This is a genomic window from Chryseobacterium sp. BGA-UO-ETr-SB22, from assembly GCF_059567885.1.
In genome coordinates this window covers 3088406-3110103 of record NZ_JCAQOV010000005.1, presented here as the reverse complement: position 1 = coordinate 3110103, position 21698 = coordinate 3088406, and the positions used below count along the sequence as shown (strand labels likewise).

Annotated in this window: 22 protein-coding genes; 21 read left to right on the top strand and 1 reads right to left on the bottom strand. The window is 35.5% G+C overall.

Annotation, left to right across the window (positions count from 1 at the left end; translation table 11 throughout):
- Window positions 1–116 precede the first annotated feature (116 nt).
- From aceB to AC57AW_RS21455, 12 genes are all read left to right on the top strand, one after another.
- Window positions 117–1691: a malate synthase A gene (aceB, locus tag AC57AW_RS21510; protein ID WP_496353513.1), complete on the top strand. Its 1575-nt coding sequence runs from the start codon at window positions 117–119 to the stop codon at window positions 1689–1691.
- A 112-nt stretch (window positions 1692–1803) separates the two neighbouring features.
- On the top strand, window positions 1804–3084 hold the full coding sequence (gene aceA / locus AC57AW_RS21505) for an isocitrate lyase (protein ID WP_496353512.1): 1281 nt from the start codon (window positions 1804–1806) through the stop codon (window positions 3082–3084).
- A gap of 180 nt (window positions 3085–3264) precedes the next feature.
- Window positions 3265–3837 carry an OmpH/Skp family outer membrane protein gene (locus AC57AW_RS21500; protein WP_318846671.1) on the top strand — a complete coding sequence of 191 codons (573 nt, stop codon included), beginning with the start codon at window positions 3265–3267 and terminating at the stop codon, window positions 3835–3837.
- Between the two features lie 140 nt (window positions 3838–3977).
- Window positions 3978–4364, top strand: coding sequence for an acyl-CoA thioesterase (locus AC57AW_RS21495; protein WP_496353511.1), 387 nt, complete (start codon window positions 3978–3980; stop codon window positions 4362–4364).
- 88 nt (window positions 4365–4452) lie between these two features.
- The gene (locus AC57AW_RS21490) at window positions 4453–5619 is read left to right on the top strand and encodes a hypothetical protein (RefSeq protein ID WP_496353510.1); all 1167 of its coding nucleotides are present in this window, start codon (window positions 4453–4455) and stop codon (window positions 5617–5619) included.
- Window positions 5620–5655: 36 nt separating this feature from the next.
- Window positions 5656–6042 carry a hypothetical protein gene (locus AC57AW_RS21485; protein ID WP_496353509.1) on the top strand — a complete coding sequence of 129 codons (387 nt, stop codon included), beginning with the start codon at window positions 5656–5658 and terminating at the stop codon, window positions 6040–6042.
- A 72-nt stretch (window positions 6043–6114) separates the two neighbouring features.
- The gene (locus AC57AW_RS21480; RefSeq protein WP_496353508.1) at window positions 6115–7557 is read left to right on the top strand and encodes a serine hydrolase; all 1443 of its coding nucleotides are present in this window, start codon (window positions 6115–6117) and stop codon (window positions 7555–7557) included.
- A gap of 162 nt (window positions 7558–7719) precedes the next feature.
- Window positions 7720–9036, top strand: coding sequence for an erythromycin esterase family protein (locus tag AC57AW_RS21475; RefSeq protein ID WP_496353507.1), 1317 nt, complete (start codon window positions 7720–7722; stop codon window positions 9034–9036).
- An 89-nt stretch (window positions 9037–9125) separates the two neighbouring features.
- Window positions 9126–9572 carry a 6-pyruvoyl trahydropterin synthase family protein gene (locus tag AC57AW_RS21470; protein ID WP_047386591.1) on the top strand — a complete coding sequence of 149 codons (447 nt, stop codon included), beginning with the start codon at window positions 9126–9128 and terminating at the stop codon, window positions 9570–9572.
- A 20-nt stretch (window positions 9573–9592) separates the two neighbouring features.
- The gene (locus AC57AW_RS21465) at window positions 9593–10363 is read left to right on the top strand and encodes a UDP-2,3-diacylglucosamine diphosphatase (protein WP_318846677.1); all 771 of its coding nucleotides are present in this window, start codon (window positions 9593–9595) and stop codon (window positions 10361–10363) included.
- Between the two features lie 194 nt (window positions 10364–10557).
- Window positions 10558–11550: a LuxE/PaaK family acyltransferase gene (locus tag AC57AW_RS21460; protein WP_496353506.1), complete on the top strand. Its 993-nt coding sequence runs from the start codon at window positions 10558–10560 to the stop codon at window positions 11548–11550.
- Between the two features lie 208 nt (window positions 11551–11758).
- Entirely contained in the window at window positions 11759–12304 is a 546-nt protein-coding gene (locus AC57AW_RS21455; protein WP_496353505.1) for a hypothetical protein, read from the top strand.
- Between the two features lie 123 nt (window positions 12305–12427).
- Here the strand turns inward: AC57AW_RS21455 and aqpZ are convergent, their stop codons facing one another.
- Window positions 12428–13144 (bottom strand): aquaporin Z, encoded by a 717-nt coding sequence (gene aqpZ, locus AC57AW_RS21450; protein WP_089690627.1) that lies wholly within the window; start codon window positions 13142–13144, stop codon window positions 12428–12430.
- Between the two features lie 219 nt (window positions 13145–13363).
- Between aqpZ and AC57AW_RS21445 the strand changes: the two genes are divergently transcribed.
- From AC57AW_RS21445 to AC57AW_RS21405, 9 genes are all read left to right on the top strand, one after another.
- On the top strand, window positions 13364–13984 hold the full coding sequence (locus tag AC57AW_RS21445; RefSeq protein WP_496353504.1) for a DUF5715 family protein: 621 nt from the start codon (window positions 13364–13366) through the stop codon (window positions 13982–13984).
- Window positions 13985–14047: 63 nt separating this feature from the next.
- On the top strand, window positions 14048–14827 hold the full coding sequence (locus AC57AW_RS21440) for a hypothetical protein (RefSeq protein WP_496353503.1): 780 nt from the start codon (window positions 14048–14050) through the stop codon (window positions 14825–14827).
- Between the two features lie 17 nt (window positions 14828–14844).
- The gene (locus tag AC57AW_RS21435; protein ID WP_496353502.1) at window positions 14845–15468 is read left to right on the top strand and encodes a hypothetical protein; all 624 of its coding nucleotides are present in this window, start codon (window positions 14845–14847) and stop codon (window positions 15466–15468) included.
- A 149-nt stretch (window positions 15469–15617) separates the two neighbouring features.
- On the top strand, window positions 15618–16250 hold the full coding sequence (locus AC57AW_RS21430) for a sensor histidine kinase (protein WP_318846683.1): 633 nt from the start codon (window positions 15618–15620) through the stop codon (window positions 16248–16250).
- A complete protein-coding gene (locus tag AC57AW_RS21425) occupies window positions 16219–16896 on the top strand; it encodes a response regulator transcription factor (RefSeq protein WP_318846684.1) in 678 nt (225 codons plus the stop codon). Before AC57AW_RS21430 ends, AC57AW_RS21425 begins: the two co-directional genes overlap by 32 nt.
- A 149-nt stretch (window positions 16897–17045) precedes the next feature.
- Window positions 17046–18398, top strand: a complete 1353-nt coding sequence (locus tag AC57AW_RS21420; RefSeq protein ID WP_496353501.1) for a T6SS phospholipase effector Tle1-like catalytic domain-containing protein — start codon at window positions 17046–17048, stop codon at window positions 18396–18398.
- 250 nt (window positions 18399–18648) lie between these two features.
- The gene (locus AC57AW_RS21415) at window positions 18649–18897 is read left to right on the top strand and encodes a hypothetical protein (protein ID WP_318846686.1); all 249 of its coding nucleotides are present in this window, start codon (window positions 18649–18651) and stop codon (window positions 18895–18897) included.
- Between the two features lie 136 nt (window positions 18898–19033).
- Window positions 19034–20959 carry an ABC-F family ATP-binding cassette domain-containing protein gene (locus AC57AW_RS21410; RefSeq protein WP_496353500.1) on the top strand — a complete coding sequence of 642 codons (1926 nt, stop codon included), beginning with the start codon at window positions 19034–19036 and terminating at the stop codon, window positions 20957–20959.
- Between the two features lie 146 nt (window positions 20960–21105).
- Complete coding sequence (locus AC57AW_RS21405) at window positions 21106–21462, top strand: hypothetical protein (protein ID WP_496353499.1); 357 nt, start codon at window positions 21106–21108, stop codon at window positions 21460–21462.
- The last annotated feature ends 236 nt before the right edge of the window (window positions 21463–21698 follow it).

Below are 21698 nucleotides of genomic sequence, written 5' to 3'. Positions count from 1 at the left end.
TAATTAAATAGATGCGATTATTCGCATAATAAATTTTAAATAAATTTAGCGAACGTTCGCTATTTGTGAATATTTTTATTTATGTTTGTAATATCAAATCACAAAATCAATATGTTATGGAAACCAAGACTCAATTAGAAATAAAAGCACAGAAGCAGTTTGAAGCAGTTTTTACTCCGGATTTGGTAGATTTTCTGATTGCACTTCATCAGAATTTTAATCCTAAAAGACTTGAACTTTTAAAAGAGAGAAAAAATACACAGCAGAATTTTGATCAGGGAAATCTTCCTGAATTTTTAAAAGAAACAGAAGAGATCCGAAATGGAAATTGGGTATGTGCGCCGCTGCCTGAAGATTTGTTGGACAGAAGAGTAGAGATTACAGGACCTGTAGACCGCAAGATGATTATCAATGCTTTGAATTCCGGAGCATCTACCTTTATGGCGGATTTTGAAGACAGCAGTTCGCCGGTGTGGGAAAACTGTATTCAGGGGCAGATTAATCTTTCTGATGCCATTAATCGTACTATTGATTTTGTAAACGAAACAGGGAAAGCCTATACACTTAATGAAAAAACTGCAGTTTTGCTGGTTCGTCCCCGCGGGCTTCATCTCCCGGAGAAGCATATTGAAATCAATGGTGAAAAAGCTTCCGGCTCGCTGATTGATTTTGGACTTTATTTTTTCAGAAATGCAAAGTCGCTTTTAGAAAAAGGAAGTGGTCCCTACTTCTACCTTCCGAAACTGGAACATTATAAAGAAGCCCGCTGGTGGAATGAGGTTTTTGTTTTTGCCCAGGATTATCTGGGAATTCAGCAGGGAACAATTAAAGCGACAGTTTTAATCGAGACCATTACTGCATCATTTCAGATTGATGAAATTTTATTTGAATTAAAAGAGCACAGTGCCGGACTGAATTGTGGCAGATGGGATTATATTTTTTCCTATATCAAAAAATTCAGAAACCTTCCGGAGTTTATTGTACCGGACAGAGATCAGGTGACCATGACTTCTCCTTTTATGAGTGCCTATTCAAAAAGAGTCATCGAAATATGTCATAAAAGAAATGTACATGCGATTGGCGGAATGGCAGCTCAAATTCCGGTAAAGGACAATGATGAAGCTAATAATCTTGCTTTTGAAAAAGTAAGAAATGATAAAGAAAGGGAAGTGAAAAACGGTCACGACGGAACCTGGGTAGCACATCCAGCATTAGTTTCAGTGGCAAAAGAAATTTTTGACCAGTATATGCCTTCCAAAAATCAGATCGACAAAAAATTTGAATATCATATAACAGAAAGTAACCTGTTGGAAATTCCCAAAGGTGATATTACCGAAAAAGGAGTCAGAAAAAATATCAATGTAGGAATTCTTTACCTTGAAAGCTGGCTGATGGGAACCGGTGCTGCCGCTATTTATAATCTGATGGAAGATGCAGCAACTGCAGAGATTTCAAGAACACAGATCTGGCAGTGGCTGAAAAACGAAGCGGTATTAAGTGATGACAGAACACTGACCCGCCATATGATTTTACAGTGGGAAAGTGAAGAAATGGACAATATTGAAAAGTATGTTGGAGAAACCCGTTTCAAAAACGGAAAATTCAACCTTGCCAAAGAACTTTTCAATGAACTGATCTTCTCTGAAAATTTTGAAGAATTTTTAACGCTTAAAGCATATCCTTTTATTTAGATTAAGAGAGTAGGAGTGTTTGAAAGTTTGAGAATTATATCTCGAATCTCGAACCTCGTACCCCGAATCCCGCATCTCGAACCCCAACCCTAAATAACAAAATCCAAATATTATGAAAACAAGACAAGACCAAATCCAGGCTATAGAACAAGACTGGCTGACAAACCCACGCTGGAACGGTGTGAAAAGACCTTATACAGCAGCAGAAGTTTTGAAACTTCGCGGTTCTTATACCATAGAGTATACCATTGCTACAGAAATGTCCAAAAAATTCTGGAATAAATTAAACAACCAGGATTATGTGGCAGGACTTGGAGCCCTTACGGGGAATCAGGCTGTACAGGAAGTAGATGCCGGGCTGGAAGCTATTTATCTTTCAGGTTGGCAGGTAGCTGCAGATGCCAATTTATCAGGAGAAATGTATCCCGATCAATCCCTGTATCCTGCCAATTCAGTGCCTTCTGTGGTAAAGAAAATTAATAATGCGTTACTGAGAGCAGACCAGGTACAATCTGTGAGCGGAGTTGGAGATAAAGAATATCTGGTGCCCATCATTGCAGATGCAGAAGCAGGTTTTGGAGGTAACCTGAATGCATTTGAACTGATGAAGCAGATGATAGAAGCTGGTGCAGCCGGTGTACACTTTGAAGATCAGCTTTCTTCTGCAAAAAAATGCGGACATCTGGGTGGAAAAGTATTGGTGCCAACGCAGGAGGCGATCAACAAACTGATTGCAGCACGTCTGGCTGCCGATGTACTGGGAGTTCCAAGCCTTATTATTGCAAGAACAGATGCAGATGCAGCAGATCTACTGACTTCTGATATTGATGACAGAGATAAAAAATTCGTGACAGGAGAAAGAACTGCAGAAGGATTTTATGTAGTAAAAAACGGAGTAGAGCAGGGAATCGACAGAGGTTTGTCCTATGCTCCATATGCAGATCTGATCTGGATGGAAACTTCAAATCCGGATCTGGAGCAGGCAAGAAGATTTGCAGAAGGGATTCATGCAAAATTCCCTGGGAAAATGCTTGCTTATAACTGTTCCCCTTCATTTAACTGGGCTGCAAGGCTGAGTGTAGAAGAGATGTCTACTTTCCGTGAAGAGCTTGCAAAAATGGGATATAAGTTCCAGTTTATTACATTGGCAGGATTCCATGCTTTGAATACGGCAATGTTTGAGCTGGCATTAGCTTATAAAGAAAGAGGAATGGCTGGATACTCAGAACTGCAGGAGCGCGAGTTTGCCCTTCAGCAGAAAGGATTCAGAGCGGTGAAGCATCAGTCTTTTGTAGGAACAGGGTATTTTGACGAAATACAGAATGTTGTTACAAACGGTTCTTCAGCTACTGTAGCAATGAAAGATTCTACGGAAACCGCACAATTCCATTAATCATTTTTTCCATATTTTTTTGATGTTAAACCTTCCTTTTGGGGAGGTTTTTCTTTGTTCAAAAAAATTGTGAGACTGTTTTTACTTCATTCAAATTCTAAAATAATAAAGGAATGAATGTCATATACTAAGTAATTGAAATTTGAATTATATTTGGGGACGAAAAAATATTATTAAAAAATGAATTTAATTAAAGTACTTTTTATTACATTAGGATTAACACTTACTGCAAACGCTGCGAATGCTCAACAGAAGATTGGAAGTGTAAACACGGAAGACATTTTTGCAAGTTTATCTGAAGTAAAAACTATAGGAACTACAATTGATAATCTGACTAAAACAAAACAGACTGAAATTGAAAAGCTGATCAATGATTATCAGACTAAGCTGAAAACAGCCCAGGATAAAGAAAAAACTCTAAGCGAGGCAAACAAAGAAGCTGTAACTAAAGAACTGATTGCTGCACAAACTGAATTACAAGGTTTAGGTAAAAAGATAGAAGAAACAAGAGCGCAGGCTGCTAAAGATATTTCTGCTAAACAAAATGAAATGCTTACTCCATTGCAAAAGAAGGTAAGAGAAGCTATTTTTGCTGTAGCTAAAGAAAAAAATCTAAGCTATGTGTTTGATACAGCAGCACAAGATTCTAATAACTTACTGTATACAGACGGAAGTGAAGATATTACTGCTATTGTAAAAAATAAATTAGGGGCTACAGCAACTGCTGCTAAGCCGGCTGGGAAATCTAAATAAGAATTTCAATATACTGAATATTGAACGGAATCAGAGAGCATCTGGTTCCGTTTTTTATTTTAGAAAATAGAAGTTTTGTTTCCCCAGGACTGAGAAAGTTCTGTTTTAAAATGATAAATTTGAGTAAACTTTTCATGAACATGAATTTAATGTACGAAAAACAGATCAAGGTAACCGAAGAACATATTGATCAGAATAATCATGTAAATAATGTACAATATGTGCATTGGGTGGAAGAAGTGGCTGCAGAACACTGGGATCTTCTAAAACATCAAAGCGAATATGTAAACGATGCCTGGATGCTTCTGGATCACCATATCCAATATAAAAAACAGGTTTATCTGAATGATACAATCACAGTAAGAACCTATCCTATAGCTCCTGAAGGTGCCAAACAACCAAGAAAAGTCGAATTTTACTGCAATGATGAACTTGTGGTAGACTCAAGTACACTCTGGATTCTCTTTGATCCGGAAACCAAGAAAATCAAACGTCTGGAAAGTGACTGGCTGGAGAAATTTTTTTAAACTGGTAAAAAATTAAAATCAGAGTAGGAAATAGAACTTTGATTTTTTTATTTTTAACCAACAACATTCAATAAAAAAACTAAATAACATGAAATTCTTTTATTCACTGGCTTTACTATTGTTAAGCATAGAGGCTTATAGCCAGGAAAATCCATACTTATTTTCTGATGATATTAAAAAGAAGGTGGAAGATCCTGCTCAAAGTCAGTCCTGGAGAAGTCAGATGGGGGCAACATATTACTCCATAAGCGGACAATATAAACCTGCACTGGAAAGTTGGGACCAGACTTTCGGAAGAGTGAAAAAACTAAATACTGCTGATAGTCTGAAGTTTACGAAACTAATTCCCGTGAATGCAAAAGAGTATATTCTGAAAAAGGCAGCCAATGAGAAAATTATCATCATCAATGAAGCCCATCATAATGCCAGTCACAGAACCTTTGCGTCCTCGTTGCTTCAGGGGTTGTATGACAAAGGATATCGATATTTAGGCATCGAAACACTGGAAGGAGACTCTTTAAATACCGTAAAATTTGCCACCCTCAACAGCGGATATTATTCCAAAGAACCGGAATTCGGGAATTTCATTTATAATGCCCTGAAAATTGGGTTCAAGCTTTTTCCTTACGAAGCCGAAGGCAATAATAAAGAAAGGGAAATTGGAGAAGCAAAAAATATCTCCGATTTTATGCAGCAAAATAAGGAAGGAAAATATCTGATCTATTGTGGATACCAACATGCTTATGAAGGAGTTCATAAATCCTGGGAAAAAACGATGGCTGGCCGACTTTCAGATTTAACAGGTATCAATCCATTGACCATTGACCAAACTCAGTTTTCGGAAAGAAGTTCCCCGAAATATAATGAACCAATTTTGAGATTGGTAAACAATTCTGTTCCTGTTGTTTTGAAAGATGATAAAGAAATGATTTATAACGGTGAAGACAAAGAATTGTATACAGATATCAAGATCATTCATCCTGTTACAAATTATATAAAAGGCAGACCAGATTGGATGCTGAAAGAAAACCGAAAGTTTTATAAAATTCCGGCTGCTCAACTTTCAACATATCCGGTTATGGTTTTTGCTTACAGAAAAGGAGAATTTGAACAGAACGGTATTCCAGCAGATATCATTGAAATCAGAACAGCTAAAGACAATCGTTTTTTAATCCTTGATAAAGGAAATTATGATATTGTGATTAATGATAAAGACTACAAAGTCATTCATAGATTTGAAAAAAGAATAAAATAAAGTTCAGCTAGAAATAGGTTGAATGAAAATGAAGCAATGAAAAATAAATTGAGGAAAATCATCATTAATAATAATGAGTATCTATATAATGTAACAGACCAATTCCATTCTGAAACGGAAACCAATACTCTGACTGTAAAAATCTTTTTAAGTGGGAAGAAAAAAACACCTTTAATCATTACATTCTTGACCGATGATGATTATATGATGGGACAGCCTTTAAAATCAGGTGTTAAGTTGACAAATAAAATGACAGGCTCGGAAGATGAGGTCAATCTTAATGAGCCCAAATACATCAAAAAGTTTATTTTATTGGGATTAGAAAAAGGATGGTCAGGTTCAAATTCAATAGAAATACAAAACGGACTTCATTATTTAAATGAATTAGGTTTTGAAACGGACAAATTAACTCCTGGAAAATAAACGTTTTTCTTCAATGTAATATAATAAGGCTTACAATTGTTTTTAATAGAGAAATCTCAAACAAAAATTACCATGAAACCATCCATTTTAACGATATTTTTTTTAAGTTTCTTCTTCACGGGTTACAGTCAGACAGCTGACCAGTCAAAAGAAATAGAAAATTATATAAAAAAGGTTATTCAAATCAATGAGATACCAGGAATGGCCGTAGGCATTGTTACGAATAATAAAATAACTTTCCAGAAATATTACGGAACGGAAACCTTAGAGACTGATAAAAAAGTAGATGCCAATTCCATGTTCAGAATCTATTCTACTACAAAATTGATGTCAAATATTGGCCTCTTTCAGCTCATAGAACAGGGAAAAGTATCTTTAGAAGATAAAATTTCAAAATATATTGACAATGTACCGGCAGAGTGGCAAAATGTTCAGGTGAAAAATCTTGTATCCCATTCTTCAGGGCTGCCGGACTGGATCCGTTTCACTGATATTCCCATGGATGCTGCCAATGCTGAAGTAATTGCTCGGTTATCAAAAGAGAAAATGGAATTTGAAACAGGAAGTGATTATAGATACAATCAGACCAACTACATGCTGGTCACCATGATCATTGAAAAAGTAACCGGAGAAAAATATGAAGACTATATTATCAACAAACAGTTTTCAGATTTAAGAAATCAGGTCGTGTTTTCATCTAATTCTATTGAAAAAATTCCAAACAGAATCGTAAAATATATTTACAACAAGGATAAGCATCAATACGATAAATCTACATTTGTAGAAGGGAGAAGAGCGCATTCAGCTAATGGTTTGGCGATTACATTACCTGCGTTTTTACAGTGGAGTATTCATTTGAGCAAAAATGATTTTCTAAAGCCTTCCACACAAGAGCTGATGTGGAAACCGTTTGAATATAAAGATAAAAATATCATCTTTACTCATGGCTGGGATATGGGAACTTTTAATAATGTAAAGTCCTATCATTTTTCTGGTGGAAATGTAAGTGTATACAGAATTTTTCCTGAAAAAAATAGGGCTGTTGTATTGATGTACAACGGATATAAAGAATCTGCGGTGATGTATCAGATGATCAATCAGATTATGGGGATCATGGATAAGAGTTTGCTGAATCCTTACACGTTGGCAGAAGAATATACAAAATCTAAACCTCTTGTTCATCCTGATCTTAAAAAAGAAATCTATGGATATCGCACAGAAAAAGGAAATGTTATTTTTTCCTACCAATTTCCTGAAAAACAAAGCATAGAATTTATCAAAAATATATCAGTTACAGGTTCATTTAATAATTGGAATCCTGATGATAAGACCTACTATATGAATCTGAAAAAGAACAATACTTTTGAGCTGGTAATACCAAAATCTCAGTTTGAAAAAGGGAAAATCTACCAATTCAAATTTGTAATGAATAAAAACGGCTGGCTTTCTGTGCCTTACAATGCTCTCAATATTGATGGAACTCCGGATAATAATTTAACCTTTAAAATAGATTAAAAAGGAGGATTGAGTGTAGAAACAAAAAGATAAAAAGCTTTGAGAGAGTAATTAAAATGTACTGTTTTGATAATCTGTGAGGTAGAAATTGAGTGAGTTAATGAAGGGTTAATGTAATTTTTTGAAGAGAATTTTTTTATAATTTATTCTAAATTTACGGTGATGAATAAGGCTTTATTCTCTCTTTACGTAAGAAAAGCCATTGAAAATTATACAATGTTAAAGAAATATTTTTTACTCAATCTCATATTAATTTCCTCTATGGGATTTTCGCAAAATACAAAAGGAGAAGTACAATTTCAAACTCCCTTTACAGACCATACAAACGAAACTAAGGCGATAAAGAAAATTAGTGAACATTTAAAAGACAATCTTATCGTTGGGCTGGGAGAAGGAACACATGGAACCAAAGAGTTTAATGAAATAAGAAGTGAAATCTCAAAACAGCTGATTAGCAAAAACGGTTTTAGAATTGTAGCCTTTGAAAGTTCTTACGGTGATGCTTCGTTTCTTAATGAGGCGGTTAATTCTGATATTGATTTAAAGGATGCACTGAAAAAATATATGACTTCTATCTGGCAGACAAAAGAAATTAATACCCTTTTGGCGTGGATAAGAACCTATAATAAGAATCATAAAGACAAAGTAATCATTTCCGGATTCGATACTGATGCTCTCACGAGGAGTGCTGAAATTCTGAAAAAATCGGACAATTTTGGAAAAGACTATTCTGATATAGCAGGAGAAGTTCAAAAGAAGGCAATAGTACAGGATGGAATGTGGGAAAAACAAAACGACCCATCTTTCAGATTGGATATGAAGGAAGTGATAAAAAATGGAACAGAAGGATATTTACTCACTAAAAAGCTGGATAGTTTATATGGTAAGAAAATGGATTTAAGTTCAAAACTGTCATTAGAGCATCTTGAGCTTGGATTTAAAATACCTTATGAAGCGAGCAAAAAAAATTATGAGGTATCCAGAGACTTTATCATGGCCGAGATGATCAAAAATATTCAGTCCGGGTATGATAAAAAAATGATCCTTTTTGCACATGACGGACACGTTGCATTGAAACCTATACTGGTAGATGGTATGGGAGGATATTTAAAAGAAAAATACGGAAACAAATATTACGCATTGGCAACATCTACTGTTTTAGGAAGCTATAGTGCTACTGCAGATCCCCGTGCAGTAAAGAATAATAAATACACCTCCTATCCACTCCCAAAACAATTGGAAAATAGCTGGGAAGAGAAATTAGGAAGCAAAAAAAATGAAAACTATTTTGTAGACTTCCGCAGCAGCAATGAAGAAATATACGGAAAGGCTTTTAAAATGAGACTTCTGGGATACAACCCTATAACACCAGCGACAGAAAAATTTACCATCACAGAACCTCTTAAGTTGAACGAATGTTTTGATGGAGTAATTTTTATAAAACATACAAACGCAGCAGAGCACTTATTTACAGAGTAAACTCAAGGGGAATTTCAATAGATTTTGTGAATCAATTTATACATGGTCTGGCTTTTTCAAGTTAGACCGTTTTATTATATCTTTGCAGTATGATACGTATTACAAAAATTTTTACATTTGAAACAGCTCACGTGCTTTACAACTACGATGGGAAGTGTAAAAATATGCATGGACATTCCTATAAGCTGTTTGTAACAGTGAAAGGAAAACCGATCAATGATATTGAAAATCCTAAAAATGGAATGGTGGTAGATTTCGGAGATATCAAAAGTATCGTAAATTCCGAAATTGTAGATGTATGGGACCATGCGGTTCTTGTAAATGCCTTGTCTCCACACAAAGAATTGGGAGATGATCTGGAACAGAAAGGGCATAAAGTAATCTATTGCAGCTTCCAGCCAACTTGTGAAAACATGTTGTACGCTATTGCTGCTAAAGTAAAATCAAAACTTCCTGATGGAATTTCTTTAGCCTATCTTAAACTTCATGAGACAGAAAACTCTTATGGAGAATGGTTTGCAGAAGATAATCAATAATTTACCCCAAAACTCAGAAGGTGTTAAAAACAACAATTAATTTAGAACCTGGAAAAAAAGTATATTTCGCTTCAGATCAGCACTTTGGAGCTCCCACACCCAGTGAGAGTAAAGTGCGTGAAGAAAAATTTATACGCTGGATGAATGAGATCAAAGAAGATGCCCAGGTTTTGTTTTTAATGGGTGATCTTTTTGACTTCTGGCACGAATGGAAACATGTAGTTCCCAAAGGATATATCAGGGTTCTCGGAAAAATTGCAGAACTTAAAGACAGAGGAATTCATATCTATTTCTTTGTCGGAAACCATGATCTGTGGATGAAAGATTATCTGGAAGAGGAAATTGGCTGCACTGTATTTTATCAGAAACAGTATTTTGAAATGGGAGGAAAGCAGTTTTTGCTGGCTCATGGAGACGGCTTAGGGCCTGGTGATAAAGGATATAAAAGAATGAAAAAATTATTCACAAATCCGGTGGCACAATGGTTCTTCAAATGGCTGCATCCCGATATTGCGATGAAAGTTGCATTGTACCTTTCCCAAAAAAACAAAATGATCTCCGGAGAAGAAGACAAAGCATTTCTGGGAGAAGATAAAGAGTTTCTGATCATTTACTCCAAAGAAAAATTGAAGACTGAGAAGATAGATTACTTCATTTATGGACACAGACACCTGCCAATGGTACTTGATCTGGAGCAGAATTCAAAATATATTAACCTCGGAGACTGGATTTCCTATTTTACCTACGGGGTTTTTGAAAAAGATTTTGAACTGAAGACTTTTGAAAAATAAAGCAAAAAAAAATTACCCCTAAAAAGAGGTAACTTTCGAACGGGCCGAAACCCACTCTTGTTTTTAATCCATATTCCGTTTAGGTATGTGCAATAAGCCTACCAAAATAGGTTTTGTAGATTAAAAAATTATTAAATATCAATATTTTATCTTTATAAATACTTTATACTGAGGTGATAAGGTGCTAAAAGGTTATGGAATTAAAAAATATATTCAATATACAGACTGAACAGGATTTTCTGAATGCATCGTTGAAAACTTTTCGTTATCAATATGAAAATGTTGAAATATACAGGAAATTTGTCAACTTTCTGAATGTTAATCCTGATGAGGTAGATAGTCTGGTGAAGATTCCGTTTTTGCCAATCGAAATGTTCAAAAATCATCAGATTCTGGACAAAAATATAACAACCGATCTGTTTTTTCAGAGTTCAGGAACAACGCAGATAAATCTTTCAAAACATTTCATCGCAGATCCGAAACTTTATGAAGAAAGTATTTATAAAAGTTTTGAACAGTTTATCGGGAAACCCGAAGATTTTATTTTTCTGGGCTTACTTCCAAGTTATCTGGAAAAACAGAATTCATCATTGATCTATATGGTAGACTATCTGATGAAGAAATCTGATAAACCTGAAAACGGATATTTCCTTTATAACCATTCTGATCTTTTTGAGTTATTGAATAAACTTCAGGATAAAAAAGTAATTCTATTTGGAGTTTCCTTTGCACTTCTTGACTTTCTGGACTACTGTCATTCTGAGCACAGCGAAGAATCGCTGAATTTTCCTGAAAACTTAATGGTCATTGAAACCGGAGGAATGAAAGGAAGAAAAGAAGAAATGACGAAAGATGAATTGCTGAAAATCTTACAGGACGGCCTTAAAACAGATAAAATCTACTCAGAATATTCCATGACGGAACTGCTTTCACAGGCATATTCCCTTGGAAATAATGAGTATGAATGCCCGAACTGGATGAGAATTATGGTTCGGAATGCAGAAGATCCTCTATCCTACGAAAAAGAAGGAAGAACAGGCGCTATTAATATCATTGATCTTGCCAATACCCATTCCTGCTCATTTATTGCGACACAGGATTTAGGTAAAATTGTAGGTGATAAGTTTCAGGTATTGGGAAGAATAGATCATTCTGATATCAGAGGATGCAGTCTGCTGGTAAGCTAAGAAGCTGAACGTAAAATTCAATTGTGAATGGTCAATTTACTTCGCCTGTCAATTTTATTAGTGAATAATAATTGAATATAACTTACAACTTTGCTGAGTGAAACGCCTTTACGAACATTGTAATCAGTTGGTAATTTAAGAAACATTGCAAACATTGCGTTTTATAATATTTTATTATTAAATATTTTTACATTTTATCATCATATTCATGATCAAAATAGAAGAACTCATACACGCCTATATCCATTCCCATTGTGATTTTGAAAAAGAAATTGTACTGACCAATTATTTTCAGGCCGATTGGGAGGCAGATATTCTGATCATAAATTCAGAAGGAGGAAGTCATGAAATTGAGATCAAGTTTTCGAAAAGTGATTTTAAAAATGATTTCAAAAAATCATATCTCAATAAAGATACCGGAGAAAAATTTCTGAAACATGATAAGATTTCCTGTGGCGATTATATGTGTAATTCTTTTAGCTTTTTGCTCCCAATGGGAATGGTAGATGCAGTTCATATTCCCGAACATTGCGGCATCATTGAATTTTACCATAATGCAGACACCTGGGAAACCGAATTTTATCTGATACGTCCACCCAAAAAGCTTCACGAAGATTCTTATTGGAAACTGAATGACAAAGACCTTTTTATCAGAAAAATGGCACTCAATCTGCTTCAGCGGAAAATGGAAATCAAAGGGAAGCATGAAGAACTGATATTCAAAAATCCTTTTGACATCAAAAAACTGAAATAAAACCAGAAGATTCTCATATAAATACTTTGCGTTTTAAGAAATTAGAATAATTTATTTGTGATCAGAGCATAAAAAAAATCCTGCCGCCTGACAGGATTTTATATTTGAATATTTTTCTAAAAATTAATCTGCAATTTCTGCAGTATCTCTCTGAAGTAAGAACTTGTAGATCAATCCTCCTACAACTCCTCCTAAAATAGGGGCTACCCAGAACAGCCAAAGCTGTGACATGGCAGTTCCGCCCACAAATACAGCCTGCGAAAGTGATCTTGCAGGGTTTACAGAAGTATTCGTAATAGGAATAGAGATCAGGTGAATCAAAGTAAGAGCAAGACCGATAGCAAGACCGGCAAATTTACCGTTGGCCCATTTATCCGTAGCTCCCATGATCACAATAAGGAAGAAGGCAGTTAATAAAAACTCAGCCAGGAATGCGGCTCCCATACTGAAAGCTTTTCCGTTGTAAACGGCCTCTCCGTAAAAGTTGGTGGCAAAATCTCCGGGTTTTGAGAATTCTACCGCTCCCGCACCGTTAAGGATTGTGTACAGACATCCTGCTGCTACAATGGCTCCCAGACACTGGGCTACAATGTAAGGAATAAGGTCTTTTGCAGGAAATCTTCCTCCTGCTAAAAGTCCAAAAGAAACAGCCGGATTAAAGTGTCCTCCTGAGATGTGCCCTACAGCGTAAGCCATCGTAAGAACAGTAAGACCAAAGGCTAAAGCAACTCCTAAAAGTCCGATGCCAATGTCGGGAACGCCAGCTGCGAAAACAGCGCTTCCACACCCTCCGAAAACAAGCCAAAATGTGCCGAAAAATTCAGCGAAAAGTTTTTTTATCATGTTGTTTATTATTTAAATGTATCTCAAATGTAAAATTTAAATCTTAAAGTAAAAAGTTAAAATTGAAAAATATTTCAAAAAATAGGGAACAAAAATTATAAAATTAATAATTTGGTGTAAACTTTGTTTGGGATTTATCTGGAGAGTATTATAATAGGTTTTGAAAGATATAACATAAATGTTTTATCTTTCGTTTGTAATTTAAAAGGATGGTTAATGAGAAAGTTTTTTTGTGTGGTCTTTGTACCTTTTATTTATAGTTTACATTATTCGCAGGCAGCAAAAAAGGCTTTTCCCTGCTATGATCTTACTACTGTATTGAAGGTTGAGCCTACACCGCTTTACAAACCCCATCTTGACGCCTCAAAGAGTTTTGGAATACAGTTACTGAAAGACTCCAAAACAGTACAGAAATATATCGGCAGCGGAAAATTCCACAAAATAAAAAAATCGGGAAAAGGATATCAGGTTCAGAGACTTGATTACAGCAGGGCTTATATGGTATCCAAAGCCAAAACTACCCTGGAGAAAATAGGTTCCAAATTCAGTAAAGATACAAAAGGAGGAACTTTTACCGTTTCATCCATTACCCGGACTCTTGAAGACCAGTGCAGACTGAGAAGAGTAAATTCTAACGCCTCACTAGGGATTAGTTCTCACAATTATGGTAACTCTTTTGACATTTCTTATGTAAGGTTCAACAACGTTCTGAAGTATAATCCGAAAATGGAAATAGCGCTGGAGAAAGTTTTAAAGCACTATCAGAATGCCGGTAGAATATATTACATTAAAGAAAGACAACAGAGCTGTTATCATATTACAGTGAAAAATTATTAATTAAAATCTTACTTGCGTAGCATGTTTAGTTTATATATTTTTATAGGACTAAAAACTATGCTTATGTCAACATTAAACATTGTAGACTATATGCTGCCTGTAGAAGAATGTAGAGCAGCATCAAACAAATGGAAAGGGTATTTCTCTGACTTTTCCAAAATTCAAAAGCTGATTCCTACCAACTATGTTTTTAATATTTCCAGTGAGCACCTTGAGTGGATGAAGGGCTTTAAGGATTATAAAGACTTTTGTGCAGCAGTAGGAGTTTATAGAGATCGTTTGATTCTTATTTTTTATCCTATGAATAATGAAGGGGTAAAAATAGACGTCAAAGAATATCCGTACAGCTTCCTTACAGAACTTGATAAAGATTTGAGACTACAGGAAGTTCAGGAATACACTGTTATTAGAAACGCTGTTCTTTCTAAAAATCTTGAGAGCACAGAGAAGAATGCTAATATGGGATTCCCGGTTTCCAATACACCTATTCTTGAGCAGGATATCGCTGTATCAGCTATTGAACGTTGGAGAAACGAAGGTATGGAGTGGTTTTATAAAGAATGCAGAGAAAATGAAGGGATTGGAATTTTTAGAAAATTCTATGTTCCTACCGCAGACCTTTGCCTTGAGGATGATGGTTTGCTGGGTATTACCTGTTCTTTTGGCCTTAGATACAATGATATCTATGGAAAAATGCTGGTAACTCTTATCTTTATTTCTTCCCGAGCAAATCTTAGAAATTCAGAACTGGGTGCAGAAACTGTTTCCAATACATATGACTGGGCAAAACCATGTCCTCCTATCTGCCGTATTCCGGATGTAGATGTAGGAAGTGGATTTTAAAAACGATAAACTGAGGAATGGCTGAACTTTATAAGGCAATTTTATTCCTGAATTATGCACTGCTTCTATCTGTTATACTGCTGGGAGCAGCAAAATACCGCATATTAAACCAAAAAGAAAAGCAGTATTTTTATTGTATTGCTTTTCTTTTTTTTATTGAACTGCTGAATCTGGCGCTGCCTTATATCTTCAGGCTTAATGATACATCATTTCTTTATCCCTTGTACATCGCAGGAGAGTTTTTTTTGCTGACAGGTTTATTTATAAGAAAACTGGATTGGCCGAAATATGTTCTGGGTATTACAGGTGTGCTGGCGGGAGGTTTTATGATTTCGAAATATGGGTTTGATTATCCATCTAATGCAGATATTGCGAAAGTAGTTTCCAATATCGTTATCATCTGCCTTTCCGGGGTTACTTTGATCCGTGAGATTAAAAATACCTCTGCACAGAACCGTTTTATTCTGGTAGATGCCAGTATTTTTTTCTACTATTCCGTTTCGGTATTTATTTTTATTATCCAGCACCAGATTGCTGAGTTGTCAGAAAACGATTATTATACTATTCTCAGTGCCAATAATATTCTTTCGAGTATTTTGTACTGTTCATTTTTATATACTTTTATCAAATTAAAGAAGTAACTTTAAATATCAACCTGCTGATCCTTATAATTGTTACCATAACAGTTATAGTATCTTTTATTCTGCTTGCCTACAGAGCTTTTATAACCAGAATTATTAAAGAGAAAAGCGTACAGCATGAGGCCGAAGTTCTCCATCAGAAAAAATTAGTGCTGGAAAACATCAAAGCCCAGGAAGAAGAAAGAAAAAGAATAGCAGTAATGATTCATGATGATATTGGAAACCGGCTCAATATTCTTTCTCTATGGCTGAATAACCTCGATACCCAAGGTGATGACCTGATAAAAAAAAATATCTATGGCCAGATGTCTTCTCTGATTGATGCTGCCAGAAGTATTTCTCATTCACTATACCCTGTAAACCTGGAATCGGTAGGATTGGTCTTATACGTTGAAGAATTAATAGCCAACCTTTCCCATAAAATTAATATTTCCCTGCAGGTAATGCCGGGATATGAAAAAAAAGATCTTTTCGTAGAAGTTCAGCTGTACCGGATTATTCAGGAATTTACCACCAATGTGATCAAGCATTCAGATGCTGAAGATCTCTGGATCTATATTAAAGATTATCCTGAAAATATGGCGGTCATTATTTCTGATAACGGACAAGGTTTTGAATATGAAGAGGTAAAAAAAGGAATGGGAATCAAAAATATAGAATCCCGTATCAAATCAATGAACGCAACACACAAATGGAAAAAAACTTTTTTAAAAAAAGGAAGTCGTTTAATCATAAAAATTCCAAAATATCATGAGTTCCCAAATCAAACTAGCACTGATTGATGATGAACAGCTGATCCTCGAAGGGGTAAAAATGTTGCTGTCCAATGAAAAAAATATATCGGTATGCCTTACCGCAGATAACGGCCCCGATTTTATAGATGACCTCGGAAAACTTTCAAAAGATGAATTTCCTGATATTGCCCTTGTAGATGTTCAGATGAAGCCTATGAACGGTTTTGAACTGGTAGAAATCCTGAAAGAAAAATATCCAGATCTTAAAATTATTATCCTTTCATCCCATTACAAAACCTCTATTCTCGGATACATGGTTAAGCTGGGAGTATCAGCATTTCTTCCCAAAAACTCAAATAAAAAAACATTTATTGATGCCATCACGATGGTTGATAAAAATGGAGTTTTCTTCACGGCAGAAGACCATCAGATGCTGTTTACCTATATGAACGGATCTGCCAAGAAAAATTCTCTTTTTGAAATGGAAGATGAGCTGTCTGAAAGAGAAAAAGATGTGGTAAAACTGATCTGCCAGGAATTTACCAACAACGAAATAGGAGAAAAACTCTTTATCAGTCCAAGAACTGTAGAAAGCCACAGGCAGCGTATTTTGGAGAAGATTGGAGCTAAAAATACTGTGGGAATAGTGATTTATGCTATTATTAACAATATTTATTCCCTTGAAAAAATGTAATCTGATTCCGTAGAAATACGGATTTTTTTATTTGGTACTTTTCACTCTAGCTAGCCTTGTTTTTCTTCTGTTATTTTGAAATGTCTCTTTTAGGGATTTTATTTGAAAAAACACAAACAAGATCTGTAATAAAAAATTAAAGTAAAAACATGAATGGCAGTAGAGTGATTTCCGTCGGGATTTTCTTTGACGGTACAGGAAATAATGGGGTAAATATTCTTTCACCGGATAAACCGCTGAACAACAATGAAAGCTATTATGGTACTTTCACCAATATCTATAAATTATACAGTTTATTTACTGGGGATGAAAAAATATATATCGAAGGAATTGGAACCGTAACAGGCAGTGAAGATAATAATTTTGCGATGGCAACATGTGCAAACCCACCCTATGGGAACGGATACTCTTCCGATGATAAACTTCAGAAAGCCGGGGATTTTGTACAGCAGGTTACCCGTGATCAGGCAATAGAATATCATTTTTATCTATACGGATTCGGGAGAGGAGGGATGCTGGCAAGAACTTTCTGCAACCAGCTTTTGGCTCATTATTCTCTGAAAAATTGTAGAATAAAATTTTTAGGAGTCTTTGATACGGTAGAATCCAAACCTTTCAATACTTATAATCTCAATATCCCTGCTCAGGTAGAGAATGCTTTGCATATCTGTGCAGTCAATGAGAGTCGGTTTTTCTTTCCGCTTACCGGCTTTTTTGAGAACTCAAAAACAATGGAAGACCAGAAATCGGAAAATACATCTTCCGTTTGGAAAGAAATCTTTGTACCGGGAGATCATGCTGATATTGGAGGAGGATATCTGGAAGGACCGCAATCTGTTTATATTTCAACAGATTTTATTCATATGGATGATCTGCATCATTATGTTTCAGATATCAGAAATGAGAAAACCAATGCTGAAGGCAATAAAATCTGGGATACCTTGCTTTCCGGATATGAAGTAGAAACGGATAATGGTCTTTCGCAGGCCTATGTGTGCCGGGATAAAGTATACAATGATCTTTCAAAAGTATATGGAAAATTGATGCTGGAAGAAACCAATGCTAAAGTATCCATTTTCAGTACAGAAAATGATGCATATTTTGGAATAGATTATAACAAACATCCTTTTCTCAGTCGTTTTTATATCAAAATAAAAGAATATATAAAAGATCTTTCAGTCAGTAAAAAGCCAATCTATGATTTTGGAAAATTTGCCGATTATACCCACATTTCTGCAAATTTCGGTTTATATAGCAACAGCCTCCTGAAAAGATCGCAGCGGGAAATTAATATTGAATTGATTAATAACGGATTAAATGTTTCCAGCAGTACTTCCGTTGATCAGACCAGCCGGACAAGACTTTCCGTTGAGCTGCATCTGCCGGAAGACAGTTTTGTTGCAGATTTTCTTTACGGAACCAATGTTCCCAATAATGATATCTGGCTTCGTTCCATTTTGAAAACACCGGCAGCTATTACATTCAATGAAATTAAGAATTAGTGCTAACGCTTCTCAGTTTTAAATTTAGGTTAGGGGACATCATGTTAGATGTTCCCTTTTATTTATCATATATTGAGAGTAATTGGGTAGAAGTACTGAATTTTAGATTTGGTATATTATACTGTAGTTTTTGGATTTTAATTCTCGTTATTTTGAATTGTTCATTTCACGAAGCTTCAAAATAAGACTATAAGTGAAATATGAAAATCCTTATATCGAATCATTACATCACCCCAAAAACAAAATAATTATGACAGTTTCAGCATGGCTTAAGAAAGCAAAAAAACTTTTAGAGACTTTTGAATACGAGATCAGTATCAAAAATGGTAGCAAAAAGATGACAATGGCTCAGGCTACTACTTTGAACGAATTGCAACATGAAATAGGATCTCACCATGGGATCAAGCAGGTAACCTACAAAGAGGGTGCACAAACGCTTGTAGAGATGATTGCAATGGTTGAAGCGGGAAGAAAAACACCACCGCTTACGGCTGGATAAAAATTGTATACATCAGTGACATTTAAAGGAAAAAGCTACCTATTTCGGGCAGCTTTTTTTATTTCTGGGCTATTCATTTCTTTTTCCGTATTTTTGCACCCGAAAATTCATTATTCATTACTAATTATTAATTAAGATGCTTTCGGTTCAAAGTTTAGGATTACATCATTCAGGAAATTATTTATTTCAAAATGTCAGTTTCACCATTAAAAAGGATGATAAAGTAGGTCTGGTAGGTAAAAATGGAGCGGGGAAATCCACTTTATTGAAAATGCTGTCCAAAGAAATTAATTTCTACGAAGGAGAAGTGGTCACTGAAGGAAGTGTTACCATTGGATTCCTGAAACAGGATCTTGATTTCGTAAAAGGAAGAACCGTTTGGGCTGAGACGATGCAGGCTTTCGAGCAGATTAATGCATGGAAAAACGAGCTTGAGGAAGTGAATCACCAAATGACTGTAAGAACAGACTACGAAAGTGATTCCTACACGGATTTGATTAATAAAATGACCGAGCTGAATGACCTTTTAATGAACCATGATGCCTACAATCTTGAAGGCGATATGGAAAAAGTATTATTTGGTTTAGGATTCAAAGCAGATGATTTCCAAAAAATCACTGATGAGTTTTCCGGAGGCTGGAGAATGAGAATAGAATTGGCAAAATTACTTCTTCAGAAGAATGATATTATGCTTCTCGATGAGCCTACCAACCACCTGGATATGGAATCTATCATCTGGTTGGAGAACTTCCTTAAAGATTATCCGGGAGCTATTGTTCTTGTAAGTCACGATAAACAGTTTATGACAGCGGTTTGTAACCGTACTTTTGATATCAATAACAGAAAGGTTGACGACTATAAAGCCAACTATACCAAATATCTTGTCATGAGAGAAGATCGCCGTGAAAAACTGATTCAGGCTAAAAAGAATCAGGATGCGGAGATCAAACAGATGGAAGACAATATTAATAAGTTCCGTGCGAGTGCTACAAAAGCATCTTTTGCACAGTCACTTATTAAGAAATTAGATAAAATAGAACGTATTGAAGTTGATAATGAAGACGTTTCAAAATTCAATATCCGTTTCGTACAGTCTATGGTTCCGGGGAAAGTAATCTTCGAAGCAATGAACCTTGGAAAATCTTACGGACAGAAACAAATCTTTGATGATGTAGATTTCATCGTTCAGAGAGGAGACAGAATTGCTCTTTTAGGGCAGAACGGACAAGGGAAAACAACTTTAGCTAAAATTTTAGCAGGTGATATTAAAGATTATTCAGGAGACTGGAATCTTGGGCACAATGTCAACATCGGATACTTTGCACAGAATCAGGAGGAGGTTTTAACCCCTAATAAAACGGTTCTTGAAGAAGCAGAAGATGCAGCAACAGAAGAGACAAGACCTAGAGTAAGAGATTTATTAGGATCTTTCCTTTTCCAGGGAGATGCGGTTTCCAAGAAAACAAAAGTACTTTCCGGAGGGGAGAGAAACCGTCTGGCACTTTGTAAACTATTGCTTCGTCCTTTCAACACGCTGATTATGGATGAGCCTACCAATCACCTGGATATTCAGTCTAAGGAGATTATTAAGCTGGCACTTCAGAATTTTGAGGGTACTTTGATTGTTATCTCGCACGACAGGGAATTCCTTCAGGGGCTTTGTGATAAAATCTATGAGTTCCGTGATGGAAGTATGAAAGAGTTCCTTGGAGACATCAACGAATATCTTGAATACAGACAAAAAGAAACGATCAGAGAGATTTCTGCAGAAAAAGCGAAGCTTCATCAGGAAGTAAAAGTAGAGCCTAAGAAAGTGGAAGAAAAACCAGTTGCTAGCAGTCAATCTTCAGCTATCGTCAGCAAAGAACAGAAAAATATACAGAATAAAATCAAAAAAGTAGAAGAGAAAATTTCTGAGCTTGAAACACAAGTAGAAGAAATGGAAGCTTCTTTTGCCAAAGAAAATCCTTCAGATGAAACCTTAGAAAAATACAATAAAGCTAAGGAAGAGCTGGATGCAGCCCTGCAGGAGTGGGAGTATCTTGGTACCCAACTTGATTAAATAAAATAGAAATGCTTCATCAACTAAAAATTATGAAGCATTTTTTTTGTAACAAAATCCTTTTCACTTCTACCTATTATCAATAGTCATAAGTAATTTAATAAAAGTTTAAGGAAACAATTAAATTATTTTCATAATTTTGAACCATGATTTTTAAAGAAAGCAGAAACCTAAAGAGTTTTATCTCCAAGCTATTGTTTGGAGTGTACTTCCTTGCGCTGCTTTCTCAAAGCTTTCACCATCACGATTCTGTAGATTATTTTAAGGCTTTCAATCTTAAAAAAGTAGAGAATACGGTGACGAAAGCAGTTACTAAAGAGAAAGCTGGCGATTGTCTGGCCTGCCACTTTTTGGTTACCGGACATACATTAGCTCCTGAAGAATTCAGTTTTACTTTTGAGCATTACAGCCATGAGGTAAAACAAATCATCACCATTCAGGAGAAAATTTGGTCTCAGACCAAATTCACTTTTCAGCTTCGGGGACCGCCCGCAATTTCATAATTCTTAGATTCTATAGGGTTTAAAGTTTGATACTTTAAGTTCAATGTTTAATGTTCAAAATATTAAGTTGTTGGAAAAACAGCTGTTAGTTTCTATTGATGTATAAAAGACCTCAATGATTAACCTCTGATTTCTCATTATTAATACATCTTATTTTTTACATTTTACAATCAAACCCAACCCTTCCCACAAATTTTAACGACAATTGTACCCTGTTGAAAGGGTACGCAATCAAT

What these genes read in the sequence shown, in the direction of transcription:
- AC57AW_RS21485 (WP_496353509.1), top strand. Translation starts at nt 5,656, where the DNA reads ATGAAAAATAAATTGAGGAAAATCATCATTAATAATAATGAGTATCTA.
- AC57AW_RS21480 (WP_496353508.1), top strand. Translation starts at nt 6,115, where the DNA reads ATGAAACCATCCATTTTAACGATATTTTTTTTAAGTTTCTTCTTCACG.
- AC57AW_RS21445 (WP_496353504.1), top strand. Translation starts at nt 13,364, where the DNA reads ATGAGAAAGTTTTTTTGTGTGGTCTTTGTACCTTTTATTTATAGTTTA.
- AC57AW_RS21460 (WP_496353506.1), top strand. Translation starts at nt 10,558, where the DNA reads ATGGAATTAAAAAATATATTCAATATACAGACTGAACAGGATTTTCTG.
- AC57AW_RS21495 (WP_496353511.1), top strand. Translation starts at nt 3,978, where the DNA reads ATGAATTTAATGTACGAAAAACAGATCAAGGTAACCGAAGAACATATT.
- aceA (WP_496353512.1), top strand. Translation starts at nt 1,804, where the DNA reads ATGAAAACAAGACAAGACCAAATCCAGGCTATAGAACAAGACTGGCTG.
- AC57AW_RS21420 (WP_496353501.1), top strand. Translation starts at nt 17,046, where the DNA reads ATGAATGGCAGTAGAGTGATTTCCGTCGGGATTTTCTTTGACGGTACA.
- aceB (WP_496353513.1), top strand. Translation starts at nt 117, where the DNA reads ATGGAAACCAAGACTCAATTAGAAATAAAAGCACAGAAGCAGTTTGAA.
- AC57AW_RS21405 (WP_496353499.1), top strand. Translation starts at nt 21,106, where the DNA reads ATGATTTTTAAAGAAAGCAGAAACCTAAAGAGTTTTATCTCCAAGCTA.
- AC57AW_RS21425 (WP_318846684.1), top strand. Translation starts at nt 16,219, where the DNA reads ATGAGTTCCCAAATCAAACTAGCACTGATTGATGATGAACAGCTGATC.
- AC57AW_RS21415 (WP_318846686.1), top strand. Translation starts at nt 18,649, where the DNA reads ATGACAGTTTCAGCATGGCTTAAGAAAGCAAAAAAACTTTTAGAGACT.
- AC57AW_RS21475 (WP_496353507.1), top strand. Translation starts at nt 7,720, where the DNA reads ATGAATAAGGCTTTATTCTCTCTTTACGTAAGAAAAGCCATTGAAAAT.
- AC57AW_RS21455 (WP_496353505.1), top strand. Translation starts at nt 11,759, where the DNA reads ATGATCAAAATAGAAGAACTCATACACGCCTATATCCATTCCCATTGT.
- AC57AW_RS21470 (WP_047386591.1), top strand. Translation starts at nt 9,126, where the DNA reads ATGATACGTATTACAAAAATTTTTACATTTGAAACAGCTCACGTGCTT.
- AC57AW_RS21500 (WP_318846671.1), top strand. Translation starts at nt 3,265, where the DNA reads ATGAATTTAATTAAAGTACTTTTTATTACATTAGGATTAACACTTACT.
- AC57AW_RS21440 (WP_496353503.1), top strand. Translation starts at nt 14,048, where the DNA reads ATGTCAACATTAAACATTGTAGACTATATGCTGCCTGTAGAAGAATGT.
- AC57AW_RS21410 (WP_496353500.1), top strand. Translation starts at nt 19,034, where the DNA reads ATGCTTTCGGTTCAAAGTTTAGGATTACATCATTCAGGAAATTATTTA.
- AC57AW_RS21490 (WP_496353510.1), top strand. Translation starts at nt 4,453, where the DNA reads ATGAAATTCTTTTATTCACTGGCTTTACTATTGTTAAGCATAGAGGCT.
- AC57AW_RS21435 (WP_496353502.1), top strand. Translation starts at nt 14,845, where the DNA reads ATGGCTGAACTTTATAAGGCAATTTTATTCCTGAATTATGCACTGCTT.